This is a genomic window from Streptacidiphilus sp. MAP12-33 (assembly GCF_041261265.1).
Classification (GTDB): domain Bacteria; phylum Actinomycetota; class Actinomycetes; order Streptomycetales; family Streptomycetaceae; genus Streptacidiphilus.
This window is the reverse complement of record NZ_JBGCCA010000016.1, coordinates 17,806-37,988: the sequence shown is the minus strand read 5'-3', so window position 1 is coordinate 37,988 and position 20,183 is coordinate 17,806. Positions and strand designations below refer to the sequence as shown.

Genomic DNA, 20,183 nt, shown 5'->3' with positions numbered 1-20,183 from the left:
GCGTTCCTCAACCTTACGGGAGGCGCGACCAGGTCAGGCCCGGTCAAGCCCGCCGGAACGCGACGCGGCCCGCCTGACGGCGCATCCGGACATTGCCGGGAAGGTGCACCGGGCCCTGGCCGTGCCAGGCGGTGACGAGTTGGTCCATCGCCTCGACGTGGCGGGCGAACAGCTCCCCACCAGGCGATCCCGCGGCCAGTGCGGCGCGGCGCAGCACCCGGCGGCGGACGGCGGCGGGCAGTTCGGCCAGGCGGGCGGGGTCGAGGCCGTCGGGGTGGGTGACCTCCGTCTCCACCTGCGCGGCCCAGACGTCGAGGGCGTCGGCGTCGTCGCGGAAGAGACGGGCGGTGCGGGCCAGGGCCTCGACCACGCCGCCGCCGAGGTGCTTCTCCAGCACCGGCAGCACCTCGTGGCGGACGCGGGCGCGGGTGTAGGCGGGGTCGGTGTTGTGCGGGTCGTCCCAGACGGGCAGGTCGAGCACGTGACAGGCGGCGCGGGTGGTGGCCCGGTCCAGCTCCAGGAAGGGCCGCCGGTAGCGCCCCGCGGTGGCGGGCATCCCGCTCAGCGAGCGGGTGCCGCTGCCGCGGGCGAGCCCGAGCAGGACCGTCTCGGCCTGGTCGTCGCGGGTGTGGCCGAGGAACACGGCGCGGGCGCCGTGACGCTCGGCGGCGGCCTCCAGCGCGGCGTAGCGCGCGTCCCGGGCGGCGGCCTCCGGGCCGCCGTGTCCACGGGCGGCAGGAACGTTCACGCCGAGCGCGTCGACCGGGTCGAGGCCGAGCTCGCGCAGCCGGGTGGCGACCTCCACCGCGCGGGCGGTGGAACCGTTCTGCAGGCCGTGATCGACGGTGACGGCACCGGCGCGGATGCCCAGCTTGGCGGCCTCGAAGACGGTGGCGGCGGCCAGGGCCATCGAGTCGGCCCCGCCGGAACAGGCCACCAGCACGAGGGGCGCGGAGGGGGCCGGCCGCAGGCGCGGCCTGCGGTACTTCGCGTGCCGCGGGTCGACGTCGCCGACGGAGCGGATGAACTGCGGGGGGACGGCGGCGTCGTTTTGCGCAAACGTCGCCGGAACCTCGTCGGAGAACTCGGCGAGCGCCCGGCGCACCGCCAGGCGTATCGCCGCTACCGCGGGATGGGGGCCCATGACCGATCACTCCTCAGGGCGGGTGGACTGCCGCATCGTCTCATACTCAGAGTGACGGCCAGGTCGCACATCGTCGCAGAAGTCACGGGCGACACGCGGGTACTTCGTCGTCCCGCGGCAGCCGGTCCATCGGACGGGTGAATGTCGCGGCACCCTCCGCGTCAGCGGTGCATCCGGGCCACCCAGGCGGCCGGGTTGTGGATCTCCTCCTTGGTGGGGAGCGTGTTCGGGGACGTCCAGACCTTGTTGAGGCCCTCCATGCCGACGGAGTCCAGCACCGCGTTCACGAAGACGGCCCCGTCCTGGTACTGACGCAGCTTCGCGTCCATGCCGAGCAGGCGGCGCAGCAGCTGGTCCATCCGGCTCGCGCCCTTGGCCCGGCGCTGCTGGAACTTCTCCCTGATCTCCGCCACGGACGGCACCACCTGCGGGCCGACCCCGTCCATCACCACGTCGGCGTGGCCCTCGAGCAGCGACATCACCGCGGTGAGCCGGCCCAGGATCTCCCGCTGGGTCGGCGACTGGACGACCTCGACGATGTTCTCGGGGGAGGCCCCGCCGCCGGTCACGGCCTCGCGCAGGCGCTCGAAGAGGGTGGCCGGGTCGATCTCGGTCTCGGCGAGGAAGGCCTGGATCTCCCCCTCGATGTGGTCCCGCAGCCACGGCACGGCGGTGAACTGGGTCCGGTGGGTCTCCTCGTGCAGGCACACCCAGAGCCGGAAGTCGTGCGGGTCCACGTCCAGCTCCCGCTCGACGGAGACGATGTTCGGCGCGACGAGCAGCAGCCGTCCCGGCGGGGTGGCGGGCTTGCCCATCTCGGAGAGGTCGGCCGGGACCTCGGCCGGGGCGAAGGTCTCGTACTGGCCGAGCACCTTGGTGGAGAGGAAGGAGAGGACGAGACCGAGCTCGACCCCCGTCATCTTGCTGCCGACCGCGCTCATGGCGGCGCTACCCGGGACATTGGCCCGGCGGGAGGCCAGCTTGCTGGTGAGCGGGCTGATGACGGTGCGGAAGCCGGCCACGTTCGCCTTGATCCACCCCGGCCGGTCCACGACCAGCACCGGCGTGCCACCGGCGGGCGCGCCCATGCGCGTGTACTCGCGCACGTGGCCCTCGGCCTCCTTCGCGTGCTCGCGCAGCTCGGCGACGACGGCGCGGGCCTCGTCCCGCGTCACCTCCGGTCCCGGCCGCACGAAGCGGGTCGCCGTGGCGACCGCGAGGTCCCAGTCGATCATGTCCGTGCCATTGCCGTTGCCGCTGCTACCGCTGGCGCTCGTCATGCGCTCAACCGTACGTTGCACCATCCAGGGGCGCGAGGAACTGCGCGAGAAACCCACCCGGGGCGGACGGCCCCGCGCGTTCGGGATCGCAAGACCGTGGGAGGCGGGTCCCCCTGGCCGGAGGCCGGGGATTGCCGCGCGGTGCCCCGCGGCCCTGGATGGTGCGACGCCTGGCTAGTCGCACCCACAGGCAGCCAGCCTGGACGCCAGAACATCCAGAGCAGCGCGGGCCGCGTCCTGGTTGCCGCTGCCGTTGGACATGAAGGCGAAGGCGAGCAGCCGGCCGCTGCGGTCGACCACCAACCCCGCCAGCGTGTTGACCGTCTGAAGTGAGCCCGTCTTCGCGCGGACCACGCCGAGACCGGCCTCACTGCCCGTACCGCCGTAACGGTTGTCGAGGGTGCCGGTGAAACCGGCGATCGGCAGTCCGCTGAGGACGCTGCGCAGCTCCGGGTGGGCCGCGGAGGAGTCGAGGACCAGGAGCTGGGTGAGGACCGCCGCGGGCATCTCGTCCGCGCCGCTCAGGCCGCTGGAGTCGGCGAGGTGGGTCGCGCCGAGGTGGATGCCGAGCCTGGTGAGCTGCGCGGTGACCGCCGCCGCGCCGTCGGTGAAGGTGGCCGGCCTGCCCGCGGCGATGGCAACGGCGTGGCCGAGGGCCTCGGCGATGTCGTTGTCACTGTTGGTCAGCATCCGCTCGACGATGTCGCTCAGCGGGGCGCTCTGGATCTGTGCGACCGTCGCCGCGCCCGCCGGGGCGGTGCCCGTGGACGGGGAGGTGTCGACGTTCACGCCGTGCGCGGCGAGGTCCGCCGCGAAGACGATGGCGGCTTGCGCGGCCGGGTCGCTGTAGCGGGGGGCGTTCTCCGTCGAGGTCGGGTCGCGGCGGCCCTCGTCGACGGTCAGGGCCTGGACGAGGGCGATGTTGTCGTTGAGGCCTATCGGGTGAAGCGCGGGCGCGGAGAACAGCGACAGGTCGTAGTGCAGTGCGACGCGGTGCCCGCTCGTCGGCGCCGCCGTTCCGGTCGCCGCGGCCGCCGCTGTCTTGAGCGCGGTCGCGGTCGCCGCCGCGAGCGCGGAGAGGCTGTCCGGGCCGGTGGAGGCGGTGACGGTGGGGTCGCCGCCGCCGACCAGGGTGAGGCCGGTCGCGGCGTCCCCGACGACCTTGGTGGTGAAACGGTGGTCGGGGCCGAGCAGGCTCAGCGCCGCCGTCGCCGTGGCGATCTTGTTGGTGGAGGCCGGCTGCTGGTCCTGGTCCGCGCCGACGCCGTACAGGACGCGGCCGTCGCCGACGTCGACCACGGAGGCGGTGACCCGGCCGAGCGCGGTCGCGCCCATCGGGCCGATCAGCGCGCCGGAGAGGCCCGACGTGGTCGGCAGGGTCCCGGCGGCACCCGCCGGGGCGAGCACGTCGGCCGCGTTGTGCCAGGCCGGGCCCGCGGGCTTCGGCTCGGGCGGCTTGGCGTGGTGGCCGGTTCCGGCGACGGCGTTGCCGCGGGCCGCCAGCGCGGCGTCGCGCGTACGCTGGCCGCCCTGCCACGGGCCGGTCGCGGCGATCGACGCGACGGCGAGCACGAGCCCGCTGCCGGCGGCGACCCCGACGACCCAGCGGGTCGGCGCGTACGCGTAGGCACGGCCGGCCCGCCTGGCCGAGCGCAACGCGGACGCCCGCGCGGGCGCCGTCCGCTCGACACCGCGCCGCGCCACCTGCGTCGTCCACTGCCGCGCGGGCGCCGTCCGCTCGACGCCACGCCGCGCCACCTGCGTCGTCCACTGCCGCGCGGGCGCCGTCCGCTGCGCCGCCTGCCGTGCGGTCTGCGCCGCGTACCGTCTTGCCGCAGCGACCGCCCGGGTCCCCCGGTCCGCCCAGTTGCCCATCCGGCCCTTCCCCATTCCAGAGCACTCCACGCCGTAGGAGACACTATTGGCTGCAAGCACTGATATTGGAGGAGAGCTGTGGAGTTCGACGTCACGATCGAGATCCCGAAGGGTTCGCGGAACAAGTACGAGGTCGACCACGAGACTGGTCGCATCTACCTCGACCGCATGCTCTTCACCTCGACCCGCTACCCGGCCGACTACGGCTTCGTCGACGGCACGCTCGGCGAGGACGGCGACCCGCTGGACGCGCTCGTCATCCTGGAGGAGCCCACCTTCCCCGGCTGCGTCATCAAGTGCCGCGCCATCGGGATGTTCCACATGACCGACGAGGCGGGCGGCGACGACAAGCTGCTCTGCGTCCCGGCCTCGGACCCGCGCTGGGAGCACCTGCGCGACATCCACCACGTCTCGGAGTTCGACCGCCTCGAGATCCAGCACTTCTTCGAGGTCTACAAGGACCTCGAGCCCGGCAAGTCCGTCGAGGGCGCGCACTGGGTCGGTCGCCAGGAGGCCGAGGAGGAGATCACCAACTCCATCAAGCGTCTCGCCGACTCCGGCGAGACCCACCGAAGCCACTGACCAGCGGCAACAGGCACGACCGGCACCGCCGTCCCTCCGCACCGGACGGCGGCGGCACAGGAGCCCGGCGGACGTGAGTCCGCTGGGCTCCCGCGTTCTGGGACCGCGTTCTGGGACGTCTCGGTAGGCTCTCCTGATCATGGACGTGGTCACGGGAAACGAGATGGTCACCATTCCGCCGGGGCAGGTCACGCTGTCGGACCGGCGCACGCAGCGCAGCTGGTCGGTCGAGCTCGCTCCCTACCAGCTCGCGGCCTTCCCGGTCACCCAGGCGCTGTACGCGCAGATCACCGGTCAGAGGCCGAGCGCCGCCCACGGGGACCGACTGCCTGTCGAGAGCGTCTCCTGGTGGGACGCGGCGCGGTTCTGCAACGCCCTGTCGCTGCACGACGGCCTGCCGCCCGCCTACCGCCTCCATGCCGACGGCGAGGGCGGCGAGGGCGGCGAGGGCGGCGAGGGCGGCGAAGGCATCGAGTGGGACGCGTCTGCTGACGGGTACCGGCTGCCGACCGAGGCCGAGTGGGAGCACGCCTGCCGTGCCGGCACGACCGGGCCGCAGTACGCGCCGCTCGACACGATCGCCTGGTACCGCGGCAACTCGCAGGAGCGGATCCACGCCGTGGGCGGCAAGCGCCCCAATCCGTGGGGTCTTCACGACATGCTCGGCAACGTCTGGGACTGGTGCTGGGACGTCTACGACGCCGAGGTCTACGGCAGCTACCGGGTGCTCCGCGGCGGCGGTTGGTTCGATGAGCACTGGAGTTGCCGGGCCTCCGCGCGACGCCGCAGCCACCCGACCTTCCAGGTCGACGACGTGGGCTTCCGTGTCGCGCGCACGCTCGTCTGACGAACGGTTCGCGTTCTTCCGGGCGGGCGGTCAGGGCCGGCCGAGGGCGCGGTAGGTCCAGCCGGCGGCCCGCCAGGCGTCGGCGTCGAGAGCGTTGCGGCCGTCCACCACGCACGGCCGCGCGACGACGCGGGCGAGCTCGGCGGGGTCGACCGCGCGGAACTCGGCCCACTCGGTCAGATGGAGCACCAGGTCGGCGCCGGTCGCGGCGTCCACCGCGGAGGCGGCGAAGCCGAGGACGGGGTGGGCCTTGCGGGCGTTGTCGAGCGCCTGCGGGTCGTAGACGGTGACGTCGGCGCCCTCGCGGTGCAGCCGGGCCGCCACGTCGAGGGCCGGGGAGTCGCGGATGTCGTCGGAGTTCGGCTTGAACGCCGCGCCCCACACCGCGATCCGGCGTCCCGCGAGGCTGCCGCCGGCCAGCTCACGGGCGAGCCCCACGGTCCGGTCGCGGCGCCGGAGGTTGATCGCGTCGACCTCGCGCAGGAAGCCGAGCGCCGGACCGGCGCCGATCTCCTCGGCGCGCGCGGCGAAGGCGCGGATGTCCTTGGGCAGGCAGCCGCCGCCGAAGCCGAGACCGGCGGCGAGGAACCGGCCGCCGATGCGGGCGTCGTGGGCGAGCGCCTGCGAGAGCAGGGTGACGTCCGCGCCGGACGCCTCGCACACCTCGGCCATGGCGTTGATGAACGAGATCTTGGTCGCCAGGAAGGCGTTGGCGGCCGTCTTGACCAGCTCGGCGGTCGGGAAGTCGGTGCTGACCAGCGGGACGCCCGCGTCCAGCACCGGCGCGTAGACGCGACGCAGCAGCTCCTCGGCGGGCCCGCCGGTGTCGGCCAGGCCGAAGACGAGCCGGTCGGGACGGAGGGTGTCCTCGACGGCGAAGCCCTCGCGCAGGAACTCGGGGTTCCAGGCGAGGCGCGCCTGCGCGCCCACAGGCGCGAGCCCGGCGAGGCGACGGGCGAGTCGTGCGGCCGTGCCGACCGGGACGGTGGACTTGCCGACGACGAGGGTGGGCCGGTCCAGGTGGGGCGCGAGGGACTCGACGACGGCCTCGACGTAGCGCAGGTCCGCGGCCTGGGAGCCGGGCTGCTGCGGGGTGCCGACACAGGAGAAGTGGATCTCACCGAAGGCGGCGACCTCGGCATAGGAGGTGGTGAACCGGAGTCTGCCGGAGGCGACATGAGTGGTGATCAGTTCGTCCAGGCCGGGCTCGTAGAAGGGCAGCCGACCGGCCGCCAGCGCCGCGATCCGGTCCGGGTCGACATCCAGACCGAGCACCTCGTGGCCGAGTTCGGCCATGCAGGCGGCATGGGTGGCGCCCAGGTAGCCGGTGCCTATGACGGTGACCCTCATGCGCGTTCCTTCGAGTGACAGCGGGGTGGGCGCATCCTGCCAGGTCGTGAACAAAACGTGAAATGACCTTCACCAGACCTTGTCACACATGCATAACAACTCCTCATGGATGTCAGGTTCGGCACTATTTGATCCCGTTCATCCCCCACAGCTGATCGCTAGCATCGGTCGCCATCGGCGCTCGATCGAGCACTCTGCCGATCCTTCAGCGATCAGGTGATAGCACTTGCTGGCTTTCTTGTTGGAGTGCCGACAGTGGTGGCGGGTGGGGACGGTCTACCCCTTCGCCGTCTTCATGGCCTCGATATGGGTGCTCTGGGTGGTCCGCATCATCCTGGCCCGGCGGTACCGGCCATGGCTGCGGCCCTACGAGACGACGACCTCGGTCATCATCCCCGTGGTGGACGAGCCGGAGGACCTCTTCCGCGACGTGCTGGGCCGGATCAGCGCGCAACGGCCCACCGAGGTCATCGTGGTCATCAACGGCCCGCGCAATCCCAACCTGGAGCGGATCTGCGACGACCTCGGCGTCTTCTGGAGCTGGACCGAGATCCCCGGCAAGCGCAACGCGCTGAAGGTGGGCCTCGCGGCGTCCACCGGAGAGATCGCCGTGCTGGTCGACTCCGACACGGTGTGGACCGCGAACACGCTCTCCGAGCTGGTCAAGCCGTTCCGTGACCCCGAGGTCGGCGGCGTGACGACGCGTCAGCGCATCCTCGACCCAGGCCGCTCGGTGCTGACCCGCTGGGCCGACTGGCTGGAGAGCGTCCGCTGCCAGTACTCGATGCCCGCCATGAGCGCGCTGGGCACGGTGGGCTGCCTGCCCGGCCGCACCATCGCCTTCCGCAGCTCGATCCTGGCCGACTGCATGGACCGCTTCCTCACCGAGAAGTTCCTCGGCGTCTTCCTCGAGGTCAGCGACGACCGTACGCTCACCAACTACACGCTGATGGCCGGGTACAAGACGGTCTACCAGTCCACCTCGCTGGTCTACACCGACGCGCCGCTCCAGCTGAAGAAGCTGACGAAGCAGCAGTACCGCTGGGCCCGCGGCTCGCAGTACAACACCCTGCGCATGCTCGGCTGGATGCTCGTGCACGCCCGCATGCTCTGCCTGTTCTACGTGGCCGACATCGCCGTGCCGTTCGTGCTGCTGGGCACCTTCGGCGCCTGGATCGCCGCCTTCTTCCAGGGCTCGCGCCCCGGCCTGTACGACCAGCTGCCGCTGCCGCACACCCCCTGGCAGGCGGGCCTGGTCATCGTCGGCCTCGCGGCCGTGATGTCGTTGCTGTCGATCGCCATCCGGTTCGGTCGCCACTTCGCCTACCGGCCCAGGGACATGGTCTTCCTGCCGGTCTTCATGGTGATCAACACGCTGCTGCTGCTCCCGGTGCGGCTCTTCGGCTTCTTCCGCTGCGCGCACAACGCCGGCTGGGGCACCCGTGCCGACAGCTTCGCCGGCGAACGGTCCCGCAGCCCCCTGGTCGCCGTCCCCTACGTGATCGGAGCGCTGATGCTGGCGGGCTCGGTGATGATGAGTGTCTGAGCAGAACCTGACGCACCGCAGGGTGTGGGCGCCCTTCCGGCGCGGCAACGGCGTCCGGCTCCGGCTGTGGATGGTCGTCAACATCACCGCGCTGGCGGTGATCTGCTACCTGGTCTCCGTCGCGGTCACCCACTCGGCTGCCGCCGGGCAGCCCGGCGGCAGCTCGGACGCGGTGCCGGCCGGGCACAGCGCCAAGGCGGCCCACCCCGCCCCGGTGTCGGCCATCCCCACCAAAGAGCAGCTGCTCGACCCCGGCGGCCTGTACTACGGCGTGGCCACCCCGAGCGCCCCCTGGTCGGGCGCCGAGGTGAAGAAGGTGACCACCGAGAGCGGCGCCGCGCCGGACATGACCGAGTACTTCGTCAAGTGGACGCAGGACTTCGATCCGGCGGCCGTCGCGTCGGCCTACCGCCACGGCACCGTGCCGGTGCTGAGCTGGGAACCGTGGAAGGGACTGCCGGCCACGAAGCGCGGCAGGAAGGGCACCCCGTCGTTCGACACCGACCAGCCCGCCTACCGCCTCGCGCGCATCGCGGACGGCTCCTACGACGCCTACGTCACCCGCTTCGCCCGCGCGGTGGCCGCGAGCAGGATGCCGGTGGTGCTGCGCTTCGCCCACGAGATGAACGGCAACTGGTACCCGTGGTCGGAGCAGACCAACGGCAACCAGCGCGGCGACTACGTGAAGGCCTGGCGCCACGTGCACGACCTGTTCGCCCAGGCCGGCGCCGACAACGTGATCTGGCTCTGGAGCCCGAACATCGTCCGCGCGCTGCCGAACGTCAAGCTCGCGCCGCTCTACCCGGGGAACGCCTACGTCGACTGGGTCGGGCTGGTGGGCTACGGCTCCGAGACCAAGGCCCAGGCCACCTTCGGCGCCACGCTGACGCAGCTTCGCAAGGTCGCCCCGCACAAGCCGATCCTGATCAGCGAGACCGGTGCGCTGCCGGCCGTGAAGGCCCGGTGGATCGCCGACTTCCTGTCCTGGCTGCCGAAGAACAAGGACGTCATCGGCTTCATCTGGTTCGAGAAGGACCCCTCGTCGGGCGGCACCGGCAACTGGCGCTTCGACGCCGACCCGGCGAGCCTTCGGGCGTTCCGGGCCGGCATCAAGGCCGACGTGTCCCGCCTCGTCCCGCCCACGACGGCGTGGCCGCACGCGGGCGCGGGGCAGGGGACGCCCTGATGGCCGAGACCCACGCGTGGGACCACGAGCTGATGGACGAGGTCGTGGTCCGTCCCCCCTCACGGCGCCGCGGGCACACGGACGAGCCCGTGTGTGAGCCCCTGCCGACGGCCTACTGGCTCGCACCGGCGGTGCTCACGCTCACCCTCGGCCTGATCGGCGTCGGTCACCGGCAGCCCTGGGAGGACGAGTACGCCAGCTGGTGGGCGGCCACGCTCTCCTGGAGCGACCTGGGCCACCTGCTCGGCAACGTCGACATCGTGCTGGCGCCGTACTACGTCCTGCTGCACCTGTGGATCTCCGCGTTCGGCGACTCCGCGGCCGCGATGCGGATCCCCTCGGTACTGGCGATGGCGGGCGCCGCCGGACTGCTCGTCGCCCTCGGACGCCGGATGTTCGACAAGCGGGTCGGCCTCGCGGCCGGGCTGCTGTTCGCCGTGATCCCCATGGTGACCCGGTACGCGCAGGAGGTCCGCCCCTACGCCTTCGCCGTCCTGGCCGCCCTGGGCGCGACGCTGCTGCTGTACCGCGCGCTGGACCGCTCCTCCGTGGCCCGATGGGCCGGCTACGCGGCGCTGGTGACCTGCATGGGCGCCGTCCACCTGGTCACCCTGACGATCCTCGCCGCCCACCTGGCGCTCGTGCTCACCACGCACGGCGGGACGCGTCGCCTGCTGTCCTGGGCGGGCGCGGTCCTCGTCGGACTGCTGCCCGTGCTGCCGCTGCTGGTGCTCGGGCACGCGCAGAGCGACCAGATCGCCTGGATCAAGGGCGGGCAGGAGACACTGCCGGGCTACCCCTCCGACCTGTTCCACTCGGGGGTCGCCGCGTGGGCGGTCATGGGCCTGGGCCTGGTCGGCCTGCTGTTCGCCCGCCGCGGCGCGGGTGCCACCACGGTCGTGCTGCTGTGCTGGGCGGTGCTGCCGCCGGTGCTGCTCGCCGCCACGCAGAGCGTGCTGAACCTCTTCATCAGCCGGTACCTGCTGTTCACGCTGCCCGCGTGGGCGCTGCTGGCCGGGGCGGCGCTGTGCGCGCTGCTCGCCAGGCTGCCCGGCTTCCGCACGTCGGCGGCCGGGGCTTCGTCGGTGGCCTGGCGGGTACCGCTCGCGGCCGCCCTGGCCGCCGCGGCGCTCGCCCTCGGCACCCTCGGCGACGTGAGCGCCGTCCGCGCCAACCCCCTCCCCGGCGAGCCGGACTGGCAGGGGGCGACCGCCTGGATGCTGAAGCACGTCACCCCGGGCGACGGCATCGCCTTCAACGGCTACCGGGAGCCACGCCTCGCCCTCGCCTACCAGCTGCGCCACGACGCGACCCCGCCCCGGGACGTCTTCGCCGCGCAGAGCGCGCAGTCCAAGGGCTGGTTCGACCCGTCGAACTGCCAGGTCCCCGCGGTGTGCGCGGCGGGCGTCGGCCGCATCTGGCTCTTCTCCACGACCGCGCAGGGGCACAGCTTCGACCAGATGCCGGCCGCCGTCCGCGATCTGCTGGCGGGGCACTACCGGGTGAAGGAGGCTCAGGACTTCGCCCACGTGCGGGTCCTGTTGCTGATCGCCCGCTGAGCGGTCCTGTCACGACTCGGGTATGACAAATGTCCTGCCCGAGACGGGATCGATGATTCTGCCGGGCGACCCCCTGGGCGCGAGAGGCTCGACATCGTTCGAGCCGATCGCTCTCAGGGGGACCGTCACCATGGCACTCAGCCTCACCACCGCCCTTCCGTTCAAGCGCACGCCGCGGGAGCCGCTGCGGCAGGAGGAGATCCAGCCGCTCTCCCCCTGGTTCTTCGCCTTCGAGGGGCTGATGGGCGCGGCCTACGACGTGGCCAAGCTCCACCCGGACGCGTGGATGGTGCTGTCGGGCCTGGGCCTGGTCAACATGGTCGTCGGCTTCACCGTCCTGGGGAAGCGCCGCAAGCTGGTGCGGGCGATGCTGAAGAACGGCCGCAGCCGCAAGATCCTCTTCGGCCTGATCGCCCTGCGGGTGGGCGTCCACGGTCTGCTCGCCCTCCTGGGCACCCAGGTCGAGGGCACGGCGGGCCACCTGGCGATGGCGGCCGTGATGACCGCCACCACGGTCGGCCTGCTCTGGTACGACCAGCGCGTCACCTTCCGCGCACTGGGCCTGGCCCGGTAGGCGGGAGCCGTCGGTGCGGAGCACTCGATCCGCACCCGTCTCGACGCCGCGCCCGCCCCGGTACTCAGGGGCGGGCGTAGAAGTCCGGGGTGCCCATGATCCAGAGGGAGGCGGTCTTGACGACGTCGCCCGTGCGCGGAGCCTCGATGACCGTGTCGTCGCCGGTGTAGAGGGCCACGTGGTAGATGCCCTGCGGGCTGCCGTCGTGGGACCAGAAGACCAGGTCGCCCGGCTGGAGCTGGCGGTACGTCACCGGGTGGGACTGCGCGTACTGGTCCGCGGCGTAGTGCGGGAGCTGGACGCCCGCGCGCTGCCAGGCGCGCATGGTCAGGCCGGAGCAGTCGTAGTCCTGCGGGCCCGCGCCGCCCCAGACGTACGGGAGGCCGAGGGCCGCGCGGGCGAAGGAGAGGACGCCGCGGGTGTCGCCCGGCGTGGGCACGGGGGGCGCGGGCGGCTGCTGCTTGGCGAGCGCGGCCAGGCGGGCCGCCTCCGCGGCCAGCGCCTGGGCGTGGGCCTCCTCCAGTTGCAGGGCCACGCGCTGCGCCTCGGCAAGGCCCGTGAGCAGGGCGGTGTGCTGCGCGTCCAGCGCGGCGACCTGGGCCTGCTGCGCGGTGAGCTGCTGCTGCGCCGCCGTGCGGGCCGTGGTGACCTCCGCCGTCGCGGCCGCCGCCGCGACGTTCGCCCGCTGGGCCGCCGCGTCCGCGCGCGCGGCCTGGGCCGCGCTCGCCGCGGCCTGCCGGAGCGCGTCGCCCGCGTCCTGCGCCGCGCCCTCCTCCGCCTGGGCCGCGAGCGCGGCCGCGCGGGGGTTCCGCGCGGAGAGGAGGCCGGCGAATCCGGCCAGTTGCAGGGGACCCCCGGCCCGGTACTGCTGGGCGGCCAGCTCCCCCACGGCCTCCCGGGCCGCCGCCTCCGCCGCGTCCGCGTGCGCGGCGGCCGCGGCGGTCGCCGTGGCCTGCTCGGCGGCGCGCTGCTGCGCGAGCACGGCGCCGTTGTACGCCTCGACGGCGCTCTCGACGCGGACGTTCATCGCCTGTTCGGTCGCCCGCGCGGCAAGGAGCTGCGTCTCGACGGCGTCGACCTGCGCCTGCGCGGAGCGGGCTGCGCCCTGGGCGGCGTTCAACTGGCCGGCCGAGGGGCCGGGCAGGTTGTCCGCGAGCGCCTGCGGCGCGGCGAGAAGCGCGGCGAGCAGGACCGTCGCGGCGGCGAGGGAGGTGGTACGGCGGTTCACACTCTCCAGTCTGGCCGCCCGTCAGAAAGTCGCACCGCCAAGACGCCCACCTGAGTGACGGTGGGTCAGCTGCACTCCCCCAGGGGGCGGGGCGCGACAGGGTCAGCGATGCTCCCACAGGCGGTTGCACCCCCAGGGGCGCGAGGAACTGCGCGAGAAACCCACCCCGGGAAGATGGCCCTGCGCGCTCGGGATCCGACCGTCGTGGGTGGCTTGTCGCGCAGTCCTCGCGCCCCTGGGGGTGCAACCACAGCTCTCGCCTACAGGTGACCCTTCGAGCGCCCCGCCGCGACCGCGCGTCTGCGCTTCGCGGCCGCGCGGCGGCGGGCGGACTCCGCGGTGCCGGTCGCGGGCTTGGGCCCGCGTTTCGCGGCGAGGCGGTTGAGGTGGGCGAGCTTCTGGACGCGGGCCTGGTCCAGGGGGGCGTACGCCGCGTGCTCCAGGCGGGCTGCCACCCGGTGGGCCCAGCGTTCGGCGAAGAGGTGGGCACGGGAGGGCGTCTGGCCCGGTTGCGTGGGCTTGCCGGCGATGAGGTCGAAGAACCACGTGCGGGCCACGTCGTAACGGCGGTGCCAGCGGGCCTCCCGGCGCCTCGCGCGAGCGAACTTGCGGGGGCGGCGGGTGTAGCGCCACCGCGCCCAGGGGCTGCGCGGGCGCGCCAGCCGGACCGCCGCGATCCAGGACAGACCCGGCACCATGATGCCGAGCATCCCGCTCCAGAACTTGCCCTTGAGCAGCGCCACCACCGTGAAGCACGCGTTCACCGAGATGACCCCGATCGCGCCCCAGCGGATCGGCGTGCCCGGGGTGACGCCCAGCGGCAGGTACCCGACCAGCAGCAGCCCCGCGAAGAGAATGCCGATGATCACCGCGTCGACGGACTTGCGGCCCTGCTCGCTCCAGTAGACGTCCTCCAGGTGCAGCAGCAGCGCGAACTCGTCCAGGACCAGCCCGCAGCCCATGCCGAACAGCAGCCCGGCCGCGTCGATCCACGGATGGGTACCGTCCGTGGCGAACACGGTGAACCCCGCGACCAGCAGGAAGAAGACGCCGAAGACCACGTGGTGGATGTGCAGCCCGCCGGGCGTGACGTTGCCGGGCCACCACCGCACACCCCGCCGGATCATCCGCACGCTGAAGCGGATGAACAGGAACGAGGCGATGAACCCGACCAGCAGCAGGAAGAGCGGCTGCTTGCCCGGGTCCTGGATGTGGTGGACGTAGTAGCTCCACCCGTGACCGCGCATCACCGCGAAGCCCATCTCAGAAGCCTCTGGTCCGCTTGGCCGCGCCGCGGACCGGCTTCGGGCCCTCGCCCTGCGGGACCTTCAGGAAGAGCCGGGCCAGCTCGCCGCCGAGGTTGACGCCGACGGCCAGGGCCAGCGCCAGCGCCGCCGCGCGGATGACCGAGAGCAGGCCGGGGATCGGCTCGTTCTGGGTGAAGGAGAGCAGGCCGATGTAGATCACCGAGCCCGGCAGCAGCGGGCCGAGCGCGGCGGTGACGTACGGGAGGGAGGAGGCGTAGCGGTAGCGGGACGCCATCTGGCCGAAGAGGCCGACCAGGGTGGCCGCCACCGCCGTGGCGACGATCGCGGAGATGCCCGCCTCCCGCAGCACGCCGAAGCTGGTCCAGCCGACGCCACCCAGCACGGTGACGACCGGCAGGACCCGGCGCGAGGTCTGGAGCAGCACGGCGAAGCAGAGCGTCAGCGCCATCGCCGCGGGGAGCTGGACCAGCGGGGCGTCCTTCTGCGCGAAGGTCTGCTCGGGGTGCAGGCTGGCGCCGAAGTTCACGCCGATGTAGAGCACCAGCGTGACGCCGAGCACGATGCCGACGACGAGGTAGAGGACTTCGAGCAGCCGGGCCGCCGCGGTGATGTAGAAGCCGGTCAGCCCGTCGGCGACGGCGGCGACGAGCGCGCGTCCCGGCAGCAGCGCGTACAGGCCACCGGTGATGACGACGGAGCCGCGCAGACCGGAGCCGATCAGGGTGAGGCCGACGCCGAGCGCCGCCGCCGGGGTGGCGGCGACGACGAACTGGTAGAACTCCGGCAGGCCGCGGGTGGAGATCAGCCAGGCGAGCCGGTCGCCGATGACGGAGGCGACGAACGCGCACAGCAGCACCAGCCACGCCTGCCCGTCGACCTTGCCGCCGACCAGCAGCGTCGCGGCGCCCGCGAGGGCGCCGGTGGCCAGCGAGAGGAGCCAGGTCGGGTAGGGGTGCCGGTTGCGGCGGATCTCGGCGAGGCGGCCGTAGGCCTCCTCGACGCCGACCTTCTCCGACGTTATGTCGGCCACCAGCCGGTAGACGGAGGCCAGCCGGGTGTAGTCGGAACCGCGCCGGCGCACCACGCGGGCGGAGGTGACCGGCGGCTCGACCAGCGAGGGCTGGTAGGTGATGGAGATCAGCGTGAAGGTGACCTGCGGTTCGCAGCGGTCCAGGCCGAGCGCGTGCGAGACGCCGAGCATGGCCGCCTCGACGTCCTCGGCGGCCTCGCCGCTGGCGAGCAGCAGCTCGCCGATGCGCAGCGTCAGGTCGAGCACGCGGGCGATCTTGGGCGGGCTGACCTCGGCCGCGCGCTCCTCGGTCTCGGTGCGCTCGAAGGCGGGCCGCTCGGACATCGGGGTGCGCAGCAGCGTCCGCATCCGGTCCGGCCACGGCGCCTCGCCCGGCGCGCCGCGGCGCAGGTCGCGGCGGAGCGCCTCGACGGGAATGCCGGTGGTCGGGGTGTAGCCGAAGCGCGCCCAGCTCTCGTCGTCGAAGTCCGCGTCCTCCTCCTGCGCCTCCAGGGAGGCGGGCGTGGTGCCGACCGGACCGGAGGGACCGAGCAGCCCGGGAGTGACCGTCCGCTCCTCCTCGGCCCGCTCGTCGGGATCCTGCTCCGGCACTCCTGGCCGCACGCCCTCGGGCACTACCGCTCCCCTCGTACTTCTGGCTCTTACCTTGCCTGATCACGAGGGGAGACGCACACTCCGTGCCGTCAGGTCGGCTCGGGGCGGCTTTCAGGCGGTGAGCAGACCGCGGCCGAGCCAGTCCTTGTCGTCCTTCACGCCCGGCAGGGCGAAGAAGTAGCCGCCGCCGGTCGGGGAGATGTAGTCGACCAGCGGCTCGTCGATCAGCCGCGTCTGGGTGGCCTCGAACTGGCGGATCACGTCCTGCTGGTAGCAGCAGAAGGCGAGGCCCATGTCGAGGTTGCCCACGTTGTCGACGCCGCGGTCGTAGTTGAAGCCGCGCCGCAGGATGCGGGAGTCGTCGGTCTTGGCGGTGCGCGGGTTGGCCAGGCGGATGTGGGCGTCCAGCGGGATCGCGTTGCCCTGCGGATCCTTGGCGTAGTCGGGGATGTCGGTCTCGCCCACGCCGTCCAGCGGGGCGCCGGTGTCCTTGCGGCGGCCGAACATCTTCTCCTGCTCGGTCAGCGAGACCCGGTCCCAGAACTCGACCAGCATCCGGATGATCCGGATCACCTGGTAGCTGCCGCCGACCGCCCAGGCGGGCTCGCCGGAGCCCGGCTGCACCCACACCAGGTGGTCCATCTCGCGGCCGGAGGCCACGTCCGGGTTGGCGATGCCGTCCTTGAAGCCGAGCAGGTTGCGCTGCGCGCCGGTGGGGCGCGGCGCCGACTGGAAGCCGTCGATGCGCCACTTGACCTGCATCAGACCGCGGGTGTGCTTGGCGATGTCGCGCATCGCGTGCAGCACGGTGTCCTGGCGCGAGGCGCAGATCTGCAGGCTGAGGTCGCCGTGGCACTCGGCCGGGTTCAGGTTGTCGTTGGGGAAGGTCCGCATCGGCGTCAGCTTGGCCGGGCGCTGCTTGGCCAGGCCGTAGCGGGCGTCGAAGAGCGAGGCGCCGACGCCGACGGTGACGGTGAGGTCGTCGGCGGGGACCTCCGGGCCGAGGATGCCGTTGTCGGACGGCGGCGCGCCCACGCCCAGGTCCGGCGGGGTACCGCCGGAGGTCAGGAAGCGGATGCGGTCGGTGAGGGTGCGGAGGAGCTGCTCCAGCCCGGCCTTGTCCTGGGCGATGACGGTCAGCGACAGGAAAGCGGCGAAGGCCGGTGCGGCGGTGGTGATGCCGGCCTGGTGCGCGCCCTGGAACGTGACGGTGCCGGTGCTGAATCCGTCGGAGGAGTCGGCGGCGGCCGGGGTGGCGGCGGCTCCGGTCAGCGTCAGCGCGCCGCCCGCGATCGCGGCACCGACCGCGCCCGCTCCGAGGGCGGTCTTGACGAAGCTCCGGCGGGAGGCGCCCGAGTGGTCCGAGGCCGTGTAGCCGAACGGGCAGGAGCCGGTCACAGTCTGGTGGTCGGTCATGTCGCTCATCAGGCGGACTTCCGGATCTCGAGCAGGTCGGGAATGGGCGAGAGGTCTTCGAGCAGCTGGCCGAGGGAGCCGTTGAGCTGGGCGCGCAGCGTCGGGTCGAGCTGCTGCACCGGCGTCCAGGTGCCGTTCGGCTGCTGGGCCTGCGTCAGCAGGCCCGAGAAGCGGGTCAGATCGGCGTCGACGGTGCCGAGCAGCTGCGGGCTGCGCTTGGCGATCAGCGGGCGGAGCAGCGTGAGCAGCTCCTGCGTCCCGGCCACGTTGGCCTGCGCGGTCGCCAGGTTGGTGCCGCTGCCCTCGTCGGTGTCGGCGGTGAGCTCGAACTGGAGGGTGTTCTCCAGGATCTCGTGGGTGCGCAGCGGCAGGTCGGTGGGATCGAAGTCCTGGCTCGGGAAGGCCTTGCGCAGCCCGGTGACGTCCGTGGCGAGCTGGTCGGCGATCGGCGCGAGCGTCGCCGCCGACTGACCGTGCCACAGGCCGTACTCGATGCGGTGGAAGCCGTGGAAGTCCGGGTCGTTCACACCCTGGGGCAGGCCGTCGGCGCGTCCGTTGATCCGCTTGTCGAAGTCCTGGAAGGTGCCGTAGGCGGCGCCGAGCGAGGAGTACTGCACGTGGGCGGTCAGCCAGTCCGCCTTGGCGGCGTTCAGGTCACCGGTGTGCAGGTCGGCGGCGAGCTTGGCGGTCTGCGTCTGCAGCGTGGCGAGGCCCGCGTCGACGTAGCTCTTGTACTGGGCCAGCGGCCCGGAAAGGTCCTGCTCGGAGACGGGCAGCACGGCGGAGACGGTGCCGCCGCCGGTGACGCTGACGGCCGCGGAGGTGACGGCCTTTCCGCCGGTCGGCACGCAGCGCCAGGCGTACTGGCCCGAACCGATGGTGGCGACCAGCGCCCGGGTGGTCCCCGGGGCCAGGCCCTCGATCTCGCCGTAGACGGCGTTGGTGGCCGGGTTGACCAGGTAGACCTCGGAGGTCTGCGGGCCGGTGTTGTGCATCTGGAAGGTCTGCTGACCCGGCTGCGGGGCGGTGAAGCCCTTGCCGCACTCGGTCGGCGAGACGGAGACGGTCGCGGCGGCGGCCTGCTTGCCGTCGGAGGAGACGATGACGGCTCCGGCGACGACCGCCGGTACGGCGACGACAGCAACGGGGGCCAGCCAGCGCCGGTTGCGCGGCGCGGGGGCCTCGGCGGGCGCCTCCTCCGTGGCCTCCTCCGTCGCCGCCTCCACGACGGGGGCGGGCTTCGGGGCGACGGGCCGGGGGTTCGGGGCGCGCAGACCGCGGACGAAGAGCGTCATGACGACGCCGAGGTAGAGCACGTAGGCGGCGACCTGGAGCCAGGTCATCTGCGTGGTGAGGTTGAAGACGCCCTGGACCAGCGTCGCGTACCAGGAGTTCTGGTCGATGCTGCCGCTCAGGTCCACGGCGTAGGCGGTGGCGCCGGGAAGGAGGCCGCCCTCCTGAAGGTCGCGCAGGCCGTAGGCGAGGACGCCCGCGGCGATGACGATCAGGCCGGCACCGGTCCAGGTGAAGAACTTCGTCAGGTTGATCTTCAGCACGCGCCGGTACAGGCCCCAGCACAGCCCCGACGCCAGCACGAGTCCGATCGCGGCGCCGATCAGCGGGCCGGTGGACTCGCCGGCCGTCTGCGCGGTGGTCCAGATGAAGAGCGCGGTCTCCAGCCCCTCGCGGCCGACGGCCAGGAAGCTGGTGACGATCAGCATCCCCGAGCCCATGGCCAGGGCTGCCGTCACCTTCTCCTTGATCTCGCCGGAGAGGTTGCGGGCGTTGCGGCGCATCCAGAACACCATCGCCGTGACGAAGGCCACCGCGATGACGCTGAGACAGCCGCCGAACGCCTCCTGCGCCTTGGCCGAGAGATTCGCCGAGGTGAAGGTCAGCACGGCGCCGAAGCTGAAGGAGAGGCCGACGGCGGCCAGGACGCCCGTCCAGACCTGGGGCAGCCGGCCCTTCTCGTCCCCGCGGACGAGGGTCGCGACCAGGATGGACACGACCAGGCCGGCCTCCAGCCCTTCCCGTAGCCCGATCAGAAAGCTAGGGAACGCGTCGTTCCACATCCATGGCCCCTCTCCCGGGGCCATTCGCCCGGACGCACACGTACGGCAGCAGCAACAGCCGACCACCCCTCGGTGGTTAGCTTAGGCATACCTTACTAGCGTCATCAAGAGGGCCTCGCACGGGCCCCCTCCGACCGGCGGGAGCGGCCTCAGCGCACGTGCACCGTGACCACCGGGGAGGTGCGGTCGACGACGAGACGTCCGTGGCCGTTGCGGGCGACGAGCTGCGCGCGGAAGGCCAGCGTCCCGGCCTCGCGGGCGCGGACGTCGGCGCGGACCGTCCCCTCCCGGCCGCAGGTGACGACGCGCCAGGCGCCGCCCACGTGCTCCTCGACACAGAGGCGGACGGGAGACCCCCCGAAGTCGTCGGAGGCGCCGGAGGCGGTCAGCACGACCCGCTCCCCCGCCGCCACACTGCGGACACTGCTGTGGAGCCCGATCGACGACTTGGCGAAGGCCGGCGCGGCGGCCGAGACCGCGAGACCGGTGGCCGCCAGGGCGGAGGCGGCGATGAGCGCGGAGACGCGGCGTGCGGACATGACGATCCTCGATCCGTCACAGACTGATGATGCTCCTGGCGCGTCTGCTTCGGGACGCGCCGGGCGTGCCGAGAGTGACAGATCCGAGGG

16 protein-coding genes are annotated in these 20,183 nt (G+C 72.6%); 6 read left to right on the top strand and 10 right to left on the bottom strand.

The window, feature by feature from the left end; all coding sequences use genetic code 11:
* Nucleotides 1-43: 43 nt before the first annotated feature.
* The 3 genes from tilS to dacB all read right to left on the bottom strand — a co-directional run bounded on the left by tilS (nt 44) and on the right by dacB (nt 4,314).
* Nucleotides 44-1,144, bottom strand: a complete 1,101-nt coding sequence (gene tilS, locus ABH931_RS17510; protein ID WP_370114205.1) for a tRNA lysidine(34) synthetase TilS — start codon at nt 1,142-1,144, stop codon at nt 44-46.
* A gap of 161 nt (nt 1,145-1,305) precedes the next feature.
* Nucleotides 1,306-2,424, bottom strand: a complete 1,119-nt coding sequence (locus ABH931_RS17505; protein ID WP_370114203.1) for a zinc-dependent metalloprotease — start codon at nt 2,422-2,424, stop codon at nt 1,306-1,308.
* Between the two features lie 174 nt (nt 2,425-2,598).
* A complete protein-coding gene (dacB, locus tag ABH931_RS17500; RefSeq protein WP_370114201.1) occupies nt 2,599-4,314 on the bottom strand; it encodes a D-alanyl-D-alanine carboxypeptidase/D-alanyl-D-alanine-endopeptidase in 1,716 nt (571 codons plus the stop codon).
* A gap of 63 nt (nt 4,315-4,377) precedes the next feature.
* Between dacB and ABH931_RS17495 the strand changes: the two genes are divergently transcribed.
* The gene (locus ABH931_RS17495) at nt 4,378-4,881 is read left to right on the top strand and encodes an inorganic diphosphatase (protein WP_370114198.1); all 504 of its coding nucleotides are present in this window, start codon (nt 4,378-4,380) and stop codon (nt 4,879-4,881) included.
* Nucleotides 4,882-5,020: 139 nt separating this feature from the next.
* Nucleotides 5,021-5,728, top strand: a complete 708-nt coding sequence (locus tag ABH931_RS17490; protein WP_370114196.1) for a formylglycine-generating enzyme family protein — start codon at nt 5,021-5,023, stop codon at nt 5,726-5,728.
* 30 nt (nt 5,729-5,758) lie between these two features.
* Here the strand turns inward: ABH931_RS17490 and ABH931_RS17485 are convergent, their stop codons facing one another.
* Nucleotides 5,759-7,078: a UDP-glucose/GDP-mannose dehydrogenase family protein gene (locus tag ABH931_RS17485; RefSeq protein ID WP_370114195.1), complete on the bottom strand. Its 1,320-nt coding sequence runs from the start codon at nt 7,076-7,078 to the stop codon at nt 5,759-5,761.
* Nucleotides 7,079-7,343: 265 nt separating this feature from the next.
* Here ABH931_RS17485 and ABH931_RS17480 point away from each other — a divergent pair, with 265 nt between their 5' ends.
* The 4 genes from ABH931_RS17480 (at nt 7,344) to ABH931_RS17465 (ending at nt 11,943) form a co-directional block, all read left to right on the top strand.
* Nucleotides 7,344-8,624 carry a glycosyltransferase family 2 protein gene (locus ABH931_RS17480; protein WP_370114193.1) on the top strand — a complete coding sequence of 427 codons (1,281 nt, stop codon included), beginning with the start codon at nt 7,344-7,346 and terminating at the stop codon, nt 8,622-8,624.
* A complete protein-coding gene (locus tag ABH931_RS17475; RefSeq protein ID WP_370114191.1) occupies nt 8,617-9,810 on the top strand; it encodes a glycoside hydrolase family 26 protein in 1,194 nt (397 codons plus the stop codon). The genes ABH931_RS17480 and ABH931_RS17475 overlap by 8 nt, the downstream gene beginning before the upstream one ends.
* Complete coding sequence (locus ABH931_RS17470; protein ID WP_370114189.1) at nt 9,810-11,369, top strand: glycosyltransferase family 39 protein; 1,560 nt, start codon at nt 9,810-9,812, stop codon at nt 11,367-11,369. The genes ABH931_RS17475 and ABH931_RS17470 overlap by 1 nt, the downstream gene beginning before the upstream one ends.
* A 130-nt stretch (nt 11,370-11,499) precedes the next feature.
* Entirely contained in the window at nt 11,500-11,943 is a 444-nt protein-coding gene (locus tag ABH931_RS17465; protein ID WP_370114187.1) for a hypothetical protein, read from the top strand.
* Between the two features lie 64 nt (nt 11,944-12,007).
* Here ABH931_RS17465 and ABH931_RS17460 read toward each other — a convergent pair whose 3' ends face one another.
* The 6 genes from ABH931_RS17460 to ABH931_RS17435 form a co-directional block, all read right to left on the bottom strand.
* Nucleotides 12,008-13,171, bottom strand: a complete 1,164-nt coding sequence (locus ABH931_RS17460; protein ID WP_370114185.1) for a C40 family peptidase — start codon at nt 13,169-13,171, stop codon at nt 12,008-12,010.
* A 260-nt stretch (nt 13,172-13,431) separates the two neighbouring features.
* Entirely contained in the window at nt 13,432-14,433 is a 1,002-nt protein-coding gene (locus tag ABH931_RS17455) for a hypothetical protein (RefSeq protein ID WP_370114183.1), read from the bottom strand.
* Nucleotide 14,434: 1 nt separating this feature from the next.
* On the bottom strand, nt 14,435-16,084 hold the full coding sequence (locus tag ABH931_RS17450) for a threonine/serine exporter ThrE family protein (RefSeq protein ID WP_370114182.1): 1,650 nt from the start codon (nt 16,082-16,084) through the stop codon (nt 14,435-14,437).
* 90 nt (nt 16,085-16,174) lie between these two features.
* Nucleotides 16,175-17,488: an iron uptake transporter deferrochelatase/peroxidase subunit gene (efeB, locus tag ABH931_RS17445; RefSeq protein ID WP_370114180.1), complete on the bottom strand. Its 1,314-nt coding sequence runs from the start codon at nt 17,486-17,488 to the stop codon at nt 16,175-16,177.
* Nucleotides 17,488-19,554, bottom strand: a complete 2,067-nt coding sequence (efeU, locus tag ABH931_RS17440) for an iron uptake transporter permease EfeU (protein WP_370114178.1) — start codon at nt 19,552-19,554, stop codon at nt 17,488-17,490. The genes efeB and efeU overlap by 1 nt, the downstream gene beginning before the upstream one ends.
* Nucleotides 19,555-19,703: 149 nt before the next feature.
* On the bottom strand, nt 19,704-20,093 hold the full coding sequence (locus ABH931_RS17435) for a hypothetical protein (RefSeq protein WP_370114177.1): 390 nt from the start codon (nt 20,091-20,093) through the stop codon (nt 19,704-19,706).
* Nucleotides 20,094-20,183 lie beyond the last annotated feature (90 nt).